This is a genomic window from Streptomyces luteoverticillatus (assembly GCF_003970715.1).
Lineage (GTDB): Bacteria > Actinomycetota > Actinomycetes > Streptomycetales > Streptomycetaceae > Streptomyces > Streptomyces abikoensis.
Map to the genome: position 1 here is coordinate 7286216 of NZ_CP034587.1, position 16534 is coordinate 7302749.

The window sequence follows — 16534 nt, forward strand, 5'->3', positions numbered from 1 at the left end:
TCGGTTCCTCGTTCATCGGACGGCCCCGGTGGTGCCGGTGGTGTTCGGGTGGTGGTTCGATACGGCGGTGGCCAGCCGGTCGACGGCGGCGGAAATGTTGTCCTCGCCCTCCCCGCCCTCCTCCTGCGCGCGCTCGTGGCGCAGCGCGGCGAGACGGGCCCGGGCGGCGGTGCAGTACACGTCGGCCAGGTCCTGGACCTCCTGGTCGCCCGAGGTGCCGGGGCTCGCTGCCCGCGCCAGGGTGAGCGACATCGTCAGCAGCTCGGTGGCCGTGCGGTTCAGCAGGATCATCAGCCTCTGCCTGGCGGCGAGTCCGGCGCGGTCGGGGTGGCGACGCGTCAGTTCGAGACAGTCGCGGCCGAAGCGGTGGACCTGCTCCTGGACGAACGTCAGGTGCGCCAGGTTGCGGGCCGACAGCGCGTGGTCGTCACCGAAGCCGGCCAGCAACGGGGCCTGATTCGCGGCGAGCTCGGCCGCGTGGTCGGGTTCGGGGTAGTAGTAGGACAGCAGGGTGCGCGACGCGCTCCAGTGGTCCAGCAGGAAGTCCACCCCGCCGGTGATCCGCAGGCCGCGCACGTCCCGGAAGGCCCGCTCCACGGCGTGCGGGGGCGCCTGCCGGTCCCGCTTGCTCCGCGCGGTCTCGTAGCCCGCGCCGCCGAGCATCGACAGGGTCCGCTCCGCGACCCGCCAGCCGAGGACCGAGCAGATGTTCTTGGATGCGTTCTGCTCAAACTTGAGGTTGACGTCCGTGCCGTTGTCCTCGCCCAGCAGGCTCCAGCGGGCCGTGCTCTCCAGCGCGAAGATCTCCGCCTGGCTCTCGGCGAGACGGCGCTGGATCTCCTCGTACTCGCCGAGCCCCCGGCCGTCCACCGACCGGCCGGCCGTGAAGTCCCGCGCCCATGACAGGCAGAGTTTCGCGGTGGCCAGCGAAGGGGCGGCGATGATGTACAGCCGCCCACGGACCACCAGCAGCGAGACCGCCGGGGTCAGCCGCGAGGTGTGCTCCGGGTCGGGCTCGGCGAGCGCCAGCTCGGCCGGCACGCGCACGTCGTCCAGGTCGAGCCCGCCGAAGGGCAACCCGCGCATGCCCATCAGCTCCTGGGGGCCGGTGCGCCGCACCCCGGGCGTGTCGGCGTCGACGAAGAACAGCCGGTTGCGTTCGGTGCCGTCGGGATCCCGAACCGAGGCGGTGACGCCGAACAGACCCCCGGCCGGGGCGTTGACGACCTGGATCTTCCGCCCGTTGAGCAGATAGGCCGCGCCGTCCTCCACCACGGTCGCCGTCGTGCCGCGCCCCTGGTTGGCGGCGCCCTCCGGCTCGGTGTCGGCGCTGCCGGACAGACCGCCCGCCAGCACGTGCGCCCTGACCCGGTCGGCCAGCGGCCCCGGCGGAAGCACCGGCAGGAAGGCGCCCGCGCCCAGGGCGTTCTCGATGCCCAGCAGCACCGCCACCGGGAAGCACCGGGAGGCGGCCTCCTCGATGACCCGGAACGTGTTGTACGAGGACAGCCCGTGGCCGCCCACGTCGGAGCCGGCCTGGAGCCGGAGGTAGCCGCGCTCGGCCAGTTCGGCCAGGAAGCCGTCCGGCAGGGCGCCGTCGGCCTCGACCTCGTCGGGGTCGATCCGCTCGCGCAGCAGGGCGCCGACGGCGGCCACCGCCGCGTCGCCGCGCTCACGGTCCTCGGGCCGCTGCTCGGGGAAGGGGTGGATCAGGTCCCAGCGGAACCGGCCCTGGTACAGCTCCTCCAGGAAGCTGGGCCGGTCGGGGTCGCTGGCGAGGTTGCGGGTGCGTGGAGCCATCACGGTCCTTCGGGACGTACGGAAGGTCGGGTCGTGTCGTGTCAGCGGGTGGTCGCCGCCGGCCGGGGCGCGTGCCCCTGCCACGCGGAGAGCGCCTTGCGGTCGGTCTTGCCGGACGGGTTGACCGGCAGTTCGGGCAGGCGCACGAACCGCCCGGGGACCATGTGCGCGGGCAGCGCCCGGCGGGCGTACGCGGCCAGCCGCTCGGAGCGCTCCCGCTCGTCGCGCTCACCGTCCCCCCGCGCGGTGGCGTCGGGCGTGGTGTAGAAGGCGGTGAGCATCGGTTCGCCGATCCGGCTGACCGTTCTGACCACCACCAGCTCCCGGACGCCCGGCGCGTCCTGGAGCCGGGCCTCGACCTCGCCGAGCTCGATCCGGAAGCCGTTGATCTTCACCTGGTCGTCGGCCCGCCCGGCGAAGCAGAACATGCCGTCCGGCAGCAGCCGGGCCAGGTCGCCGCTGCGGTAGTGGCGCCGGGTGCCGCCGCCGGGGACGGGCAGCAGCGGGAAGCGCTCGGCGGTCAGCTCGGGCCGGTTCAGGTAACCCAGCGCCACTCCGTCACCGGCCACCACGATCTCGCCGGTCTCACCGGGGCGGACCGGCGCTCCGTCCTCACCGACGACCCGGAACTCCCAGCCGTCCAGCGGTTCGCCGATGTCGAACGCGAACGCGTCGCCCCCGGGCGCGTCCTCCGCCCGGTCCAGCTCCTCGTCGGTGAAGAGCCGGTAGGTGACGAACACGGTCGCCTCGGTGATGCCGTAGGTGTTGACGAACCGGGTCGACCGGCCCACCGTCTCCCGCCAGGCCCGCACGTCCCGGATGTCGACGGACTCCCCACCGAAGATCACGTACCGCAGGGCCGACGGCACCGCGTCGGCGCGCCGGGCCGCCCGGGTCAGATGGCGGAAGACCGAGGGCACCACGTTGAAGACGGTCACGGCCTCGTCGGTCAGCAGCCGCAGCGTCGCCTGCGGCGAGGCCGCCGTCGCGTGCGGCACCACGACGAGCGTGCCGCCGCTCAGCAACGAGCCCCAGATCTCCCACACCGAGAAGTCGAAGGAGTACGAGTGGAAGAGGGTCCACACGTCGCCCTCGCGCAGCTCGTAGCGGCGGGCGCAGGCCCGGACCATGGCCGCCACGTTGCGGTGCGGCACCCGCACCCCCTTGGGACGGCCGGTGGAACCCGAGGTGTAGATGACGTACGCGGGCGCGTCCGGCGTCACGTCGTCTGGGGCCATGGGGGGAGCGGCCGGCGGGCCGTCGGGCCGGTCGAGCCCGTCCAGGCGCAGGACCGGCAGCTCCGCGAGCTCGGAGGGCACCTCCTGGTCGGAGACGATCAGGGCGAGCCGGGCGTCGCGGGCGGTGAACAGCAGGCGCTCGGCCGGGTACGAGGGATCGAGCGGCACGTAGGTGTGCCCGCTCTTGAGCACCGCGAGCATCGCGACGACCACATCGGCCCCGCGCTCCAGGTGCAGCCCGACCAGCGCTCCGGGCCGCGGGCAGCGGCGGCGCAGCTCGGCCGCCAGCCAGTCGGAACGGAGCTTGGCCTCGGCATAGGTGAGCGAGCCGTGGGCATCGCGCAGCGCGACCCGGTCGGGGTGGCGCCCGGCACGCTCGTCGAACAGCTCGTGCAGCAGTGGACGGTCGGGTCCGGTCATCGTCACGTGGGCCTTCACTGGAGTCGGGACGGTGGGGGCGGTCGGGGCGGTGGCGCGGGATACGGAAACGGGAGGGGCGTTCACAGCGCCAGCACGATCTGACGGGTGCGCATCCAGCCGTCCAGCTGGAGCACCATCTCCACGTCGGCACGCCCCAGCCAGCCGCCGCGGTCCAGCGCCCTGGGATCGTCCGCCGTGCGCTGGGCCGCCGACAGGTCCAGCAGCGGCAGCACCGGCGCGCCCGGGTCCTCCAGCAGCCGGCGCAGCCGGGCGGTCAGCGACTGCTTGTACCCCGCGTGGTAGGTGATCGGGAACGGCACCTTGGGCCGGTCCAGCACGGAGGCGGGCAGCAGGTCCCTGGCGATCGTCCGCAGCAGGCTCTTGTCCCGGCCGTCGAAGGACTTCATCCGCCAGGGGACGTTGTACAGGTAGCCGAACAGCCGGTGGTCGGAGAACGGGAAGCGGACCTGGAGCCCCGCCGCGGCGCCCAGCCGCTCGGAGTGGTTGACCGCCTGCTCGTACAGCCTGGTCATGTGCAGGTGGTCGATCTCGCGGGCCCGCCGGTCGTCGTCGGGCGCGCCGGACAGGTGCTGCACCTCGTCCACGGCCTCCTGGTAGCGCTCCGCGCAGAAGGACGCGAACCCCAGCTCGTCCAGCAGCCCCGCGTCGAAGAGCCCGTTGCCGATGCCGTGCGCCATGCCGAAGGTGCGCGCCCGCTCGATCCACGGGAAGGTGCGATGCCCGGCGGACGCCCGCTCCTGCTCGCTGATCAGCCCGCCGAACACCGCGTCGGCGGCCTCCCCGCTGAGCGCCACCGGCGAGTGCTCGGCGACGCGCCGGTAGAACAGGTACGGGGTGAGGTTCTTGTCGCCGAAGGGGGACGGGAAGTCCTTGGCGGCCAGGACCGCGTCGAGGACCAGCGGATCCGTCAGCTCTCCCGGCTCGACCAGCACCTCGCGGTGGTCGCAGCCGACGCGTTCCACCACCGCCTGGGCGAAGGGCCGGTCGGGCACCGCCGCCGCGCTGTCACCGAAGGACACCGTGAAGGTGCGCGGGGCACCGCCCGCGACCTCGGCGACCAGACCGGTCAGGGCACTGGAGTCCAGCCCGCCGGAGAGCAGCACCGACGGTGTGCCGGCGCCCGCCTCCCGCGCGATCGCGTCGTCGAGCAGGCCGCGCGCCGTCTCGATGGTCCCCGCCAGGTCCTGGGTGTGCGGACGGGCCTCCAGCGCCCAGTAGCGCCGCTCGGTGACCCCGTCCCGGCCGAACCGCACCACGTGCGCGGGCCTGACCTCGCGCAGACCGCGCAGCACCGCGTGCCCGGGGCGGCGCACCTGCGCCAGCACCGAGCACAGCCCCTCGGCGTCCAGCTCGGTGCTCACCAGCGGGTGCGCCGCAAGCGCCGCCACCTCCGAGGCGAACAGCACGCCCTCGGGCAGCGGCAGATAGCTCAGCGGCTTGACGCCGAAGCGGTCGCGGCACAGCAGCAGCGCGGACTCCCGCACGTCCCAGACCGCGAACGCGAACATTCCCTCCAGACGCTCGGCCGCCGCCGGCCCCCAGCGCAGATAGGCCCGCAGCACCAGCTCGGCGTCGGTCTCCAACGGCCCCCGGCGGCCGTCCGAGGCCAGCAGGGAGCGGAGCTCGGAGGCGTTGTAGAGCACGCCGTCGAAGGTGATGACGGCGATCGGCTCGCCGTCCTCGCGGACGACGGCGGGCTGCGCGCCCGCCCGGTCCAGCGCGTCGGCGCGGTGGCCGAGCACGGCGGAGCGGCTGGACCACAGCGCCTCGCCGTGGCGGCCTCGGGTGACGAGGCGGGCCGTCATCACAGCGGCGGCCGCACCTTCACGGGTCAGGTCGCGGCCGCGGTCGACCCAACCGGCGATCCCGGACATAGCAGTACCTCTCGAAGGAAGAACGGGGGAGAACTGAAGGAATGGGGGAGGGGGCGCGGGGGCCGGGGCAGACGGTGTACTGCGCGAGGCGCCGGTGCGCCCCGACCCGACCTGCCGCGACCCGACCCGCCCCGGCCCCAGGTCAGTCGACGCGCAGCGGCAGTTCGCTCACCCCGCGCACCGAACCGGCCCGCCAGTGGAGCTCGTCGGCCGGCACCGCGAGCCGCAGCTTCGGGTAGCGGTGCAGCGCCGTGGCGAGGGTGATCTCGACCTCGAGCTGGGCCAGCCGGGCGCCGATGCAGTAGTGCAGTCCGTAGCCGAAGCCGAGCTGCTTGGCGGTCGCCGTCCGGGTCACGTCGAAACGGTCGGGCTCCGGCCAGTGCCGCGGATCGCGGTTGGCGGCGGCGACCCCGAGGACCACGTAGGAGCCCTGGGGGATCGTCACACCGCCGATCTCGACGTCCTCCAGCGCGTAGCGGTTCAGCCCCGGGTTGACCGGGCCCTCGAAGCGCAGCACCTCGTCGACGGCGCCCGCCAGCAGCGAGGAGTCGGCGCGCACCGCCGCCAGCTGGTCGGGGTGGCGGAGCAGTGAGAGCACCGCGCTGCTGATCAGCTGAGCCGAGGTCTCGTAACCGCCGAAGAGCAACAGTCCGGCCATGCTGACCAGTTCGTCGTCGGTCAGCCCCTGCCCGTCCTCCGGAACCTTGGCGAGCTCGCTGAAGAGGTCGGGTCCGGGTTCGGCGCGGCGGGCCGTGACCAGCGAGCGCACATAGGCGTCGAAGGCGTCCAGCGCCTCGATCGTCCGGCGGGCGGCCTCGTCGTCCGGCACGAAACCGCCGAGGACGCGAGCGGCGGTGCGGAACAGGTCGGCGTCCGAGGACGGCACGCCGAGCAGCTCGCAGATCACCGTGATCGGCAGCTGGTTGGACACCGCCTCCACCAGGTCGAACTCGCTCTGCCCGGCGAGGGCGTCGAAGAGCTCGTCGGTGATCTCCTGGATCCGCGAGCGCATGCCCTCGATCCGCTTGGCGCTGAAGGCCCGGACGACCAGCTTGCGCAGCCGGTCGTGGTCCGGCGGGTCGAGGTTGGCCATCGCGCGGCCGAGCAGGGCGCTGGTGCGCAGCGCCACCTGCCAGCTCGGCGGCAGCGGCTCGGGCGGCAGCACCTTCGCCAGGCCGCGGGCGAGCTCGTTGCTGAGCCGGGGGTCGGCCAGCGCGGCCATCACCTCGTCGTAGCGGGTGATCAGCCAGCGCTCGGTGCCGTTGGGCAGCTTCACCCGGTGGACCGGGCCGGCCTCGCGCAGCCGGGCCAGCTCGGGGAAGGGGTCGCGGGTGAAGTCGGCGTCGAGTTCATGGACGGTGGGGGCGGCGCCCGCGAGGTGCGGGCAGCTCGCCCGGTCGGTATCTGACACGGGAATCCTCGTCTGTCTCGGATCGGTCGGATCGGTCGGATCGGTCGGGTCGGTTGGATCGGTGGGGTCGGTCGGGTCGGTTGGCTGGTTCGGGTTGGTCGGTGTTTCGCGCAGGTAGGTCTGGGGCCCGTCCGGGCGAGGCTCAGCCCAGCGCGTCGAGGTGCGCGCTCAGCCGGCCGGCGAGGGTGGCGGCGTGCTCGGGGCTCAGGGCCGACCAGTGGTCGCCGGGCACCGGCTCGACCCGCACTCCACCCCTGTACAGCGGGGCGAGGCGCCGGGCGAGCTCGGCGCACACGGCCTCGTCGGCCGCCGCCTTGAAGAGCACCAGGTCGCACGGCGCGGGCCGGGGCCGGTGCCGCAGCATCGCGGTGAGGTTCGCGTTGTGCACGCGGACGAGGCCGGACACGCCGGCGGCCGTGGTGAGGGCGGGGCCGCCGCCACCGAGGAGCCTCGAACGGCCGCGCTTGACGCGGGCCTCCAGCTGGAAGGACAGGGCTTGCTTCAGCCAGCTCGGCAGGGTGGCGACCGGTCGGCCGCCGGTGTCCGGCAGGTAGCCGTCGATGGCCAGCAGCAGCTCCACCCGGGCGCCTTCGGCGGCGAGCTGACGGGACATCTCATGGGCCACCATCGCACCGAACGACCAGCCTCCCAGCAGGTAGGGGCCGTCCGGGCGGGCACGGCGCAGGACGCCGATCTGATGGGCGGCGATCTGCTCCAGCCGGTACAGCGTGCGGCGCCGGTCGCGCATCCCCGGCGACTCGAGGCCGTAGACGGGACGGGAGCCGTCCAGCGCGGCCGCCAAGTGGCGGTAGCTCAGCGTGCCGCCGTCCGACGCCGCGATCAGGAACAACGGGGCACGCGGGCCGCCCTCGCGCAGCAGGGTAAGCCCCGGCACGTCGGCCACGGCGGTTCGATCGGAGCTGCTGGTGTCCGGTGTCGTCCGCTCCCGCACCATGGCGACGAGCTGACCGAAGGTCAGGGAGGTGGCCACGGCAGAGGCCGGCACCTGGACCCCGGTCCGCGCCCTGACCTCGGCCAGCAGGCCCACGACCATCAGGGACGAGCCGCCCTGCTCGTAGTAGTCGTCCCCGTCGAGCACCGAGTCGGCCCCGAGGGAGGCACGCCACACCTCGGCCAGCCGCCGGGCCAGGTCGTCGGATCGGTCCGGTTCGGCCCCGGGCCGTCGTACGGCGGTGGCGGCGACGCGCACCGGCGCCTGCCCGCCCCCGACGGGCTCCGCTCCTACGGGCACCTCCCCGGCGGCCTCGACCGGGTCCCGGTGGGGCGCCGGCCGGGAGCGGGTCCCATCCATCGGATGGGGCGGCAACGACACCAGCCGACCCCGCCCGCCACCCGGACGCACCTCCTCCCAGGGCACCTCCACCCCGCTCTCCCACAGCCGCCCCAGCCCCCGCAGCACGGCGGACTCCTCCTGCTCCGGGTCACGGCCGAGCAGGGGCACGGCCGTGCCCCCATCGGCCCGCGCACCAGCCGCAACGCCGCTGCCGACGGCCTGCCGGCTCAGCGCGTCCCCCGGCCCGAGTTCCACCAGGACCCGCGCGCCCCCGCCGGTCAGGGTGCGCAGCCCGTCCGCCAGCCGGACCGTGCCCAGGAGCTGCCCGGCCCAGTACGCGGGGTCGCCCACGGCGGCCGGTTCGGCCCAGCCGCCCGTCAGGTTGGAGACGAACGGCACCTGGGGCGCCCGGCGCGCGGTCCCGGCCACCGCACGGCGCAGCACGTCGGCCGAGGAGGCCATCGACGACGAGTGGAAGGCGTGCTCGGTCGTCAGGAGGCGCCCTTCGACGCCCTGCCCGCGCTGCGCCACGGCAAGCTCCGTGATCGCCCGCACCGAGCCGGAGAGGACGACATGGTCGCCGCCGTCCACGGCGAGGGAAACGTCCGGGCCGAGCAGCGCGGCGGCCCGCTCCGCGTCGATCCGCAGCGCCAGCATCCGTCCCGGAGGGGCCTCGTGCATGGCCCGGGCGCGCTCCCAGACCAGACCGAGCGCGTCCGCCGGGCTCCAGACCCCGGCCACCGCGGCGGCGGTGTACTCGCCGACGCTGTGCCCGAACAACGCGGCCGGACGCACTTCCCAGCTCTCCAACTGCCGGGCGAGTCCGTAGCCCAGGACGAACAGACCGAGCTGCTGGTGCCTGGTGTCGGCGAACCACTCCGCCGGGGTGGCCGGGTCGAGCACGGGCGCGAGGTCCACGTCGAAGCGGCGCCGGGCCTGCGCCCGGAAGTCCTCGAACACGTCCCGGAACACCGGCAGCAGGGCGTGCGCCCCCCGCCCGTACCCCGCTCGGAGCGCACCCTGGCCGGGGAAGAGGAAGGCCGTCTCGGGATCCCGCCCGGCGACCGCGGACCGCTCGGCCTCGCGCAGCCGCCGCGCGGTCGTGGCGGGCCGGTCGGCCACCACCGTCACCCGGTGCCGGAACCGGCGCCGGGCGGCGAGGGTACGGGCGACGTCGCCGAGGGCGGGGACGGGGGCGTCCGACGCGTCGAGCTGTTCGTCAAGCCGATCGGCGAGGCGCTCGCGCAGGGAGGCGAGCGCCTCGGGCGAGGACGCCGACAGACATAGGACGGCCGGCTCTGCCATCGACTCGCCCCCGGACAACCCGGCCGACGGCGGCGCCTCGCCGAGCACCAGGTGCGCGTTGGTCCCGCCGACCCCGAACGAGCTCACCCCGGCCAGCCGCGGCCCTTCGCTCACCCAGGGCCGCAGCTCCGTGCTGATCCTGAACGGGGTGGTGTCCAGCTTGAGTTCGGGGTTGGGGCGCTCGAAGTGCGGGGTCGGCACGAACTCGCGGTGGTGGAGCATCAACGCGGTCTTGATCAACCCGGCGACTCCGGACGCGGCACCGGTGTGACCGATGTTGGCCTTCGCGGCACCGAGAAGACAGGGCGAATCGCGGCCCTCGCGGCCGGTTTCCGTCCGGTACGCGGCGGTGAGCGCGGCCAGCTCGACGGGGTCGCCCACTCGCGTCCCGGTACCGTGGGCCTCCACGTAACCGATCCGCTCCGGATCCACCCCGGCCTGGGCCAGCGCCAGCTCGATCACGTCACGCTGCCCGGTCACCGAGGGAGCGGTGAAGCCGATCTTCTCACCGCCGTCGTTGTTGACCGCCGAACCGTGGATCACCGCGATGACCCGGTCCCCTTGCGCCAGGGCGTCGGACAGCCGCTTGAGCACCACCACACCCACGCCACTGCTGCTCACCGTGCCACTGGCGGAAGCGTCGAAGGGCCGGCAAACACCGTCACGGGACAGGATGTTCCCGTCCTGGTACAGGTAGCCCCCGGCCTCCGGGAGCCGCACCGTCACACCCCCGGCCAGCGCCGTGTCGCACTCGTAGCCGAGCAGTGCGCGACAGGCCTGGTGCACGGCGACCAGGGAGGTCGAGCAGGCGGTCTGCACGGTGACGGCGGGTCCGCGCAGCCCCAGCTTGTAGGCGACCCGGGTGGCCAGGAAGTCCTTCTCGTACCCGATGATCCGCATGGTGGCCCGGGCCGGGTCCGCACCGGCCACCGGCGGCGCGGCGGCGACGTCGCACCCGGCGTACACACCGATCCACCCCTCGGCCCGTGCGGGATCGACTCCGGCGTCGTCCAGCGCCTGGGCCGCGCACTCCAGGAACACCCGCTGCTGCGGATCGATCCCCTCGGCCTCGGACGCGCTGTAACCGAAGTGCTCCCAGTCGAACCGGTCACCGTCGGCGATCACACCACGTGCCGGCACGAAGTCGGGGTGGTCGGCCAGCACCGGGTCCACCCCCGCGGCGAGCAACTCGTCCCGGCCGAACCGGCTGATGCTGTCCGTACCGTCCCGCAGGTTGCGCCAGAACTCCTCGACGTCCCGGGCCCCGGGAAGACGGCAGGACATTCCGGTGATCGCGATCGCGTTTTCCAGGCCCATCGCGTCGTCAAGGCTCATCGGCACAACCCCTCTCCGCAGCACACGCGTATTCGCCTGCTGACGTCCTGGGACGCTAGCCACGGACGATCTATGGAAGATCTACGAGAAGTTGACGCACACCAGGACAGCCACTACGCGAGCGGTGCGCCTCGGGGTGCCCCGTTGATTCACTGGCCCCAGGCCGGTCGCGCACGATACTGGTCGTTCTAGCCCCGGTATTCACGAGTCCGCCGACCCGGATTCGGGCCGGCCGGCTGCCGTGTTCATTGCCCCCGATGGCAGAAGACCCCCACATACACCCAGATCACTGCACTGGGCCCGCCCGAGGCAAAACCTGCCCTCCGGCACCGGTGGAGTGAGTCATCAGCCCCGTTCCAAATCGGTTGGAACGTGAGTGCGACGGCTGACGTTGTCAGCTCATGATGCGCTTGCTGACAAGCCCGTTCGTGGTGCTGATCGTGGTGATACCGCTGTTCGTCCTGGCGGCCGTCCAGTATGTCGTCCGGCAGGCTCGGCGCCGGGGGTGGCTGCCTGGCCGTTCCAAGGAACGGGAGCGGGGGAGCCGGGGCATGGGTGCCACGGCCACGGAGGAACTGCACGCTTTGATCTACCCGAGCAAGCGGGCCCAACTGGAACAGCGCCGCATCGAGTTGGTGCTGCGGGACGACGAGCAGGATGGCGCCCCGCGAACCGGGATCGACCTCGACGCCGGGGTGGCACGTCTTGAGCGCCACGGGCCGGCCTGATGCCGCGGCCGCGGTGGCCGGGTGCCGGTTTTTCATCCCTGGCGGCCGGCCAGGGCTGGGCAGAGCCGGGAGCTGTCAGCGCAGGGCGTAGCCGCCGTCGGGGTAGAGCGTCGAGCCGGTCATGAACGTGTTGGTGAACAGGAAGAGCACCGCGTCAGCGATCTCGCTCTCGGTGCCGGGCCGGCGCAGCAGGGCGTCACGCTCGTATTGGGCGAAGCTGGCCTGGCGTATATGGGCGGGCCGCTGCGCCCAGAGATTGCCGTCGATGGTGCCGGGCGACACGACATTGACACGGACGGGCGCGAGCTCCACCGCGAGTCCGCGCCCGAGCCCCTCGATGGCCGCGTTGCAGGCCACATAGGCGGGTGCGGCAGCCGGGGGACGGACGCTCGCGGCGCCGGACATCAACACGACAGAGGCGTGGGAGGTCAGCTTCGCGGTCGCGTGCTTGACCGCGTGGTACTGCCCCCAGAATTTCGAGACGAAGGGGCTCTCGGCCTCGCTGTCGGTGAGCTCTCGCATGGGGCCCACCTGGTAGGAGGCAGCAGGAGTGAAGAGGTGGTCGATCCGGTCGATGGAGTCGAAGAACGCGGCCAGCGAGTCCTGGTCGGTGGTGTCGACCACACCCCAACGCACCTGCTCCCCGAGTGACTTCGCCGCCTCCTCCAGCTTCCCGGCGCTCCGCCCGCCGATCACAACGCGCGCCCCACTGGCGACTGCCCGGCGAGCAACCTCCAACCCGATGCCCGACCCTCCGCCGATGATGACGACGTCGCGGTCGGCGAGCGGGGCGGGGAGGGGGGTGGGGGCGGAGGGGATGGTCATGCGGTTCGCCTTTCGATGGGGCGCGGACTCTGCCTGCCTGAACCCCACCGGTGATCGTTTCATTCCGGCACTCGGTAGCCGGCACGACCCGGCCCTGAACCGAACCGGCAAAGCGGCAGGTATGGGCCTGGTGGCCGCGCCTCCCCCCCCGGTCAGAGCACGGCGTCCACCATGGCGAGCCCAAGGCGGGGCTTGCGTAGCTCCTCGATGCCCGGCAGCGCTCGGGCGGCATCGTGTACGTTCGCACGGCCGTTTCCCCGCACCTCGCTGACCTGGGCTGCGGGCCACTTGCGGCGCTGACCCGGGACCAGGGTCTGTTTGAAATGTTGATGGGGGACAATGGGCAGGTGACTGGACCTGAACGTGAATCTCGCTCGTTGGAGGAGATTGAGGGTGCCCGCTGGCCTGCCCCGCCTGCGGACGTCACTCGTCTCGTTGCCGAGGTACATGCTTTGCGCCGCAGGCCGATAAGCGTGCTCAGCCCCGAGGACCTCCGGTTGCTGATCGGGCAGAACGTCGGCCTGCCTCACCTCCTTCCCAGAGCCTTCGAGCTACTCCATGCCGATCCGCTGGTGGAAGGTGACCTTTATGAAGGCGACCTGCTGTCGACTGTACTGACCAGGGACCGGGCAGCATGGGCCGGAGTACCGCAAGCTGCTCGTGCGCTTCGCCTGCTCCTCTCCACCACGCACGACATCCCTCCTGGCCTGCAGGGCGAAGTCGATGGCTTTCTCGCTCTGACCACCGACCAGTGACCCTGCCCGCCACCGCACCATCCCAGCGGGCAACTCCGGGCCGCATGCCGTAGTGGCTGGCGTATCCGTGTCAGCGGGACGGTCGCTTCGTAGTGGATCGCGAGCTTGCAGTATCGCGTGGCCACGCCTCGGCCCTGCTTGAGCCGCCCGATCCGGCATGCGATCCCGTGGCAGTCCTTGTACTGCCCGGCGTCGAAGCCGGGAGGCCGAGTACCCGCCGAGCCATAGTCGTCCGGATCGGCCGCAAGGCCGACTGGCCTCAGTGCGAACCCCCTTTCTCACCGCGCCGGTGCCAAACTGCCATCGACACGCAGCCCGCCGCGCCCGCGAGGCTCGTCAGGAGAACCGGGTTGACCGCTGAGGGAATGGAGTCGACTGGAGCGTGAACGTCGGAGACGCAGCGGGCCTCCAGCGGAAACCAGCTGTTCTCCACACGGGGGTGAGGGGGCACGGCCGAAGGGTCGGGGTCGTCGGGAAACCTCACCACCGGGCACCAGTCGGGCCAGGGGGACAGGAACATGGCCCCCACCCCCACTCCGTACGCCAGCACCGCGCAGCACAGCAGCCAGCCCGCCCCTTCCGCCCAGGCAGCGGCACCGCTCTTGCGGGTAAGCCGCCGGGTCACCACAACGCGTACAGCCTTCATGAACAGCAGGCAACCAATTACGGGCACGGCAAGAAGAAGCATCATAATCACGACAAGCACGTGATCACCATGTCATATGGCCTGCGCGGGAGTATTGGTCAGGTTGAACCCTCAGATCTGGGCGGCCTTGTATACGCCTCGCGCACGGTGGCGGCATGGACGCCGCGTGACAGCCGAAGAGCGACGGAAAGGGGGTTCCCTGGTCCACCCCCGCACCCGTACCTTCGTCGGCTCGTTCCAGGACAGGTGGCGGGCGTCCGACGTTACCGATGACATGGCCCTCGTCATCCGCAGCGATCAGTGCGCGGAGGGCGCCGACGACCACTCCCGGGCGGTACCGAGCTGGTCGGCAGGCCGGGCCGGCGGCGGACGGATTCGGCGCCCGTTGCCGCGAGCAGCCCGGCGCTCCGAGGGCGGAGAGGACGCCCGGAACGTGCCCCCACTCGCCGCCCCGCTGGGCCAGCAGCCAGCAGGTCGCGGCGGTCAACGGCAGGGAGATGGAGTCCAGCGTTGACTGCGACCTCCTTGCGGATGTCAGTCCCACGCATTGAAGAGAACTCCGCCCAGCGTGGTGACGCCGTGGTAGCGGACCTGACGCCACTCGCCCTGTGTAAGCAATGAGGTATCAATGCGCGAGAGTGGCGTGGCGAGTTTTTCGCTGCCGAGGACCATGAAACCCAGTGCGGTGAATGAGCTGGCCCAAGACGGCGGCACGAGGAACTCCTCCTCGTGCCAGTCCCCACGTGATTGGGCGAAGGCGATCCAAGGGAAATGGGCATGGCACAAGACGATGCTCACGCCCGCGCTTTGAACGACCTCTGCGGTGTGGAAGGTCCGGGGATAAGCCCGTTCCTCCACCTTGCCCACTTCGCCTCCGGCGATGCGGGCAGCGGTATGCAGGGCGGCACGGAACGCCCGAAGGTCAGTCTTCGGGAGCAGGCCGTCTTCCGGCTGGAAGAATCCTGTCGCCCCGCGCGGCAGCGTGAATCCGATGTCTTCCTTGTTGGCCATGTCGCTCATTCTGCCTGGCCGCCAAGGCCTCATCGGCCTGGGGCGGCTTGAGCATGAGGAACTTGTGCTCGATGCGCGAAAGCCCGTGATGCACACATCCACGCGGTCCAAGGGCCGGTGATGACGGCTGCTAGTGGCTTTGCGTAACAGCGGCTGAGTTCATCGAAGCGGTAGTGCCCGAACTTGGCGCAGGGCTCGTAGCCGCTGGAAACGTAGAGAGAGACGGCCGCTGTCAGGTTGATGCCGGTTTCCAGCACCATCCGGGTGCGGTCCGATGCCCGGGCGTTGTCCTCAAGGGTGGCCGGCATTCTCCTGGCGAGACCACGGCCGCGAGCCTCCGGGATCACATACATACGCTTGATCTCGGCGTCGCCTCCGCGTATTCCGGGATCGACACATGTCGAGTACCTGATCGGTTTGAGTCTGAAATTCGTATCCGCGCAGGGCAGAAGATGGTCACCGGGCCGCCGGTCTCACGGGACGGGGGCACCCTGGTCGGCGTCGGGACGGGGACCAGCTGTTCGAGCAGTCGGGTGAGCCAGGACGTCTTGCCCACCAGGACGGTCCATCTGGCGCCATTTCGGCCGGAGCCCTGCCAGGTTCGTGGTGAGGAAGTACGCGGTGCCGCAGACGAGCAGCACCGGCACGAGTCCGACAGCGGTCACCGTGGGCCCGGCGAGCAGTCCGCCGAGAGGGATCCCGGCCCAGGCCAGCGAGTCACCGAGCGCGTTGACCCGGCCCAGCATGCGGCGTGGGACCCTCTCGACGAGGACGGCCCCCAGCACTGGGTTGACGAAGCCGGCACCGAACCCGCTGACCGCGAAGACGGCCAGTACCACCCCCAGCGGAGCATCGAAGGTGAGGATCAGGAACCTCGGTGCCCCGGCCAGCAGGAACCCGGTGAGAACCACCACCCGCCGCCGCAGCCGGTGCGCGACCAACGCGGCGATCAGGCTCCCGCCGACCGCCGCGGCCCCCATCACGCTGCCCATCAGGCCGATCGTGGTCGGCCCATTGCCGGACTCCCTGGCCCAGACGGGTACGAGCACCGAGGTGATCGCCGCGTCCAGCAGGTTGGTGATGCCGCACATGACGACGACGGTGAGCAGCAGAGGCTCGCCGCGCAGGAAGGTGAAGCCTTCGCCGAACCGCCGCCAGTAGCCCGGTTCCGTTCCCCCGGCAGGCGAGGGGGCTTCCTCGACGGCGTGTCCCATGCCGCGAGGCAGCGCGAGTTTGATGATCACCGACCCGAGGGCGAAGCAGCCCGCGTTGACGGCGAGTCCGGTCAGGGGGCCGAGCAGCGCCACCAGGGATCCGCCGACCGCCAGGCCGACGGCGGAGGCGAGCCGCTCGATCACACCGGCCAGACCGGTGGCCCGCTCCAGCGGCACTCGGCCACGCTCAGCCGCCTCCGGGACCATCACCTCCTTGGCCAGATCGCCGGGTCCCCGGGCCGCACCGATCAGCGCGACCAGAACCAGCAGAAGGGGAAAGGAGAGCAGGTCCAGGGCGTGGAGCAGGGGAACCGCGGCGGTGGCGGTCGCGCTGGCCAGATCGGTGGTCCAGGAAACGGCCTGCGGGCCGATCCGGTCCACCAGCGGTCCGGTGAACGCCTTGACCACCACGTAAGGAGTCATCTCACAGAAGGCGACCAGTCCGGTCTGCGTGGCGCTGCCGGTTGTGACGAGGACGAACCAGGGCAGCGCCACAACGGAGATTCGTGTGCCGGTCAGCGACACAACCATGGCGGCCAGCACCCCGCCCAGCGGCCGTAAGGACCTCTTGCCGGGTATGCTGCCGGCCTCCGAGGCGTCGTCGGTCATGACGTCTGGCTTCCTTGCTCTTCCTGAGGGCCGGAAGGAAGCGACGAC

At 71.8% G+C, this 16534-nt stretch carries 11 protein-coding genes and 1 pseudogene; 2 read left to right on the forward strand and 10 right to left on the reverse strand.

The window, feature by feature from the left end; all coding sequences use genetic code 11:
* Nucleotides 1-12: 12 nt before the first annotated feature.
* The 5 genes from EKH77_RS32385 to EKH77_RS32405 form a co-directional block, all read right to left on the reverse strand.
* Nucleotides 13-1800, reverse strand: a complete 1788-nt coding sequence (locus tag EKH77_RS32385; RefSeq protein WP_126917722.1) for an acyl-CoA dehydrogenase family protein — start codon at nt 1798-1800, stop codon at nt 13-15.
* A 41-nt stretch (nt 1801-1841) separates the two neighbouring features.
* On the reverse strand, nt 1842-3458 hold the full coding sequence (locus EKH77_RS32390) for an amino acid adenylation domain-containing protein (RefSeq protein ID WP_240667822.1): 1617 nt from the start codon (nt 3456-3458) through the stop codon (nt 1842-1844).
* An 80-nt stretch (nt 3459-3538) separates the two neighbouring features.
* Nucleotides 3539-5353: an asparagine synthase (glutamine-hydrolyzing) gene (gene asnB, locus EKH77_RS32395; RefSeq protein WP_126917724.1), complete on the reverse strand. Its 1815-nt coding sequence runs from the start codon at nt 5351-5353 to the stop codon at nt 3539-3541.
* Between the two features lie 142 nt (nt 5354-5495).
* On the reverse strand, nt 5496-6764 hold the full coding sequence (locus tag EKH77_RS32400) for a cytochrome P450 family protein (RefSeq protein WP_126917725.1): 1269 nt from the start codon (nt 6762-6764) through the stop codon (nt 5496-5498).
* A 142-nt stretch (nt 6765-6906) separates the two neighbouring features.
* Entirely contained in the window at nt 6907-10698 is a 3792-nt protein-coding gene (locus EKH77_RS32405) for a type I polyketide synthase (RefSeq protein WP_240667668.1), read from the reverse strand.
* A 401-nt stretch (nt 10699-11099) separates the two neighbouring features.
* On the opposite strand from EKH77_RS32405, the gene EKH77_RS32410 reads away from it, so the two are divergent.
* Entirely contained in the window at nt 11100-11426 is a 327-nt protein-coding gene (locus EKH77_RS32410; RefSeq protein WP_126917726.1) for a DUF6191 domain-containing protein, read from the forward strand.
* A gap of 75 nt (nt 11427-11501) precedes the next feature.
* Here EKH77_RS32410 and EKH77_RS32415 read toward each other — a convergent pair whose 3' ends face one another.
* Nucleotides 11502-12251, reverse strand: coding sequence for an SDR family oxidoreductase (locus tag EKH77_RS32415; protein ID WP_126917727.1), 750 nt, complete (start codon nt 12249-12251; stop codon nt 11502-11504).
* Between the two features lie 329 nt (nt 12252-12580).
* On the opposite strand from EKH77_RS32415, the gene EKH77_RS32420 reads away from it, so the two are divergent.
* Nucleotides 12581-13006 (forward strand): contact-dependent growth inhibition system immunity protein, encoded by a 426-nt coding sequence (locus tag EKH77_RS32420; protein ID WP_126918440.1) that lies wholly within the window; start codon nt 12581-12583, stop codon nt 13004-13006.
* Between the two features lie 259 nt (nt 13007-13265).
* Here the strand turns inward: EKH77_RS32420 and EKH77_RS32425 are convergent, their stop codons facing one another.
* The 4 genes and pseudogenes from EKH77_RS32425 to EKH77_RS32440 form a co-directional block, all read right to left on the reverse strand.
* Nucleotides 13266-13712: a hypothetical protein gene (locus tag EKH77_RS32425; RefSeq protein WP_126917728.1), complete on the reverse strand. Its 447-nt coding sequence runs from the start codon at nt 13710-13712 to the stop codon at nt 13266-13268.
* 474 nt (nt 13713-14186) lie between these two features.
* The gene (locus EKH77_RS32430; RefSeq protein ID WP_240667669.1) at nt 14187-14663 is read right to left on the reverse strand and encodes a hypothetical protein; all 477 of its coding nucleotides are present in this window, start codon (nt 14661-14663) and stop codon (nt 14187-14189) included.
* A gap of 29 nt (nt 14664-14692) precedes the next feature.
* Nucleotides 14693-15049, reverse strand: a pseudogene (locus EKH77_RS32435) (GNAT family N-acetyltransferase); the annotation flags it as partial.
* An 87-nt stretch (nt 15050-15136) separates the two neighbouring features.
* Complete coding sequence (locus tag EKH77_RS32440) at nt 15137-16486, reverse strand: MFS transporter (protein WP_240667670.1); 1350 nt, start codon at nt 16484-16486, stop codon at nt 15137-15139.
* Between the last annotated feature and the right edge of the window lie 48 nt (nt 16487-16534).

Bases quoted from the DNA above. Each gene is read 5' to 3' on its own strand.
- EKH77_RS32385 (WP_126917722.1), bottom strand. From the start codon at position 1,800: ATGGCTCCACGCACCCGCAACCTCGCCAGCGACCCCGACCGGCCCAGC.
- EKH77_RS32390 (WP_240667822.1), bottom strand. From the start codon at position 3,458: ATGACCGGACCCGACCGTCCACTGCTGCACGAGCTGTTCGACGAGCGT.
- asnB (WP_126917724.1), bottom strand. From the start codon at position 5,353: ATGTCCGGGATCGCCGGTTGGGTCGACCGCGGCCGCGACCTGACCCGT.
- EKH77_RS32405 (WP_240667668.1), bottom strand. From the start codon at position 10,698: ATGAGCCTTGACGACGCGATGGGCCTGGAAAACGCGATCGCGATCACC.
- EKH77_RS32410 (WP_126917726.1), top strand. From the start codon at position 11,100: ATGATGCGCTTGCTGACAAGCCCGTTCGTGGTGCTGATCGTGGTGATA.
- EKH77_RS32415 (WP_126917727.1), bottom strand. From the start codon at position 12,251: ATGACCATCCCCTCCGCCCCCACCCCCCTCCCCGCCCCGCTCGCCGAC.
- EKH77_RS32420 (WP_126918440.1), top strand. From the start codon at position 12,581: ATGGGGGACAATGGGCAGGTGACTGGACCTGAACGTGAATCTCGCTCG.
- EKH77_RS32430 (WP_240667669.1), bottom strand. From the start codon at position 14,663: ATGGCCAACAAGGAAGACATCGGATTCACGCTGCCGCGCGGGGCGACA.
- EKH77_RS32440 (WP_240667670.1), bottom strand. From the start codon at position 16,486: ATGACCGACGACGCCTCGGAGGCCGGCAGCATACCCGGCAAGAGGTCC.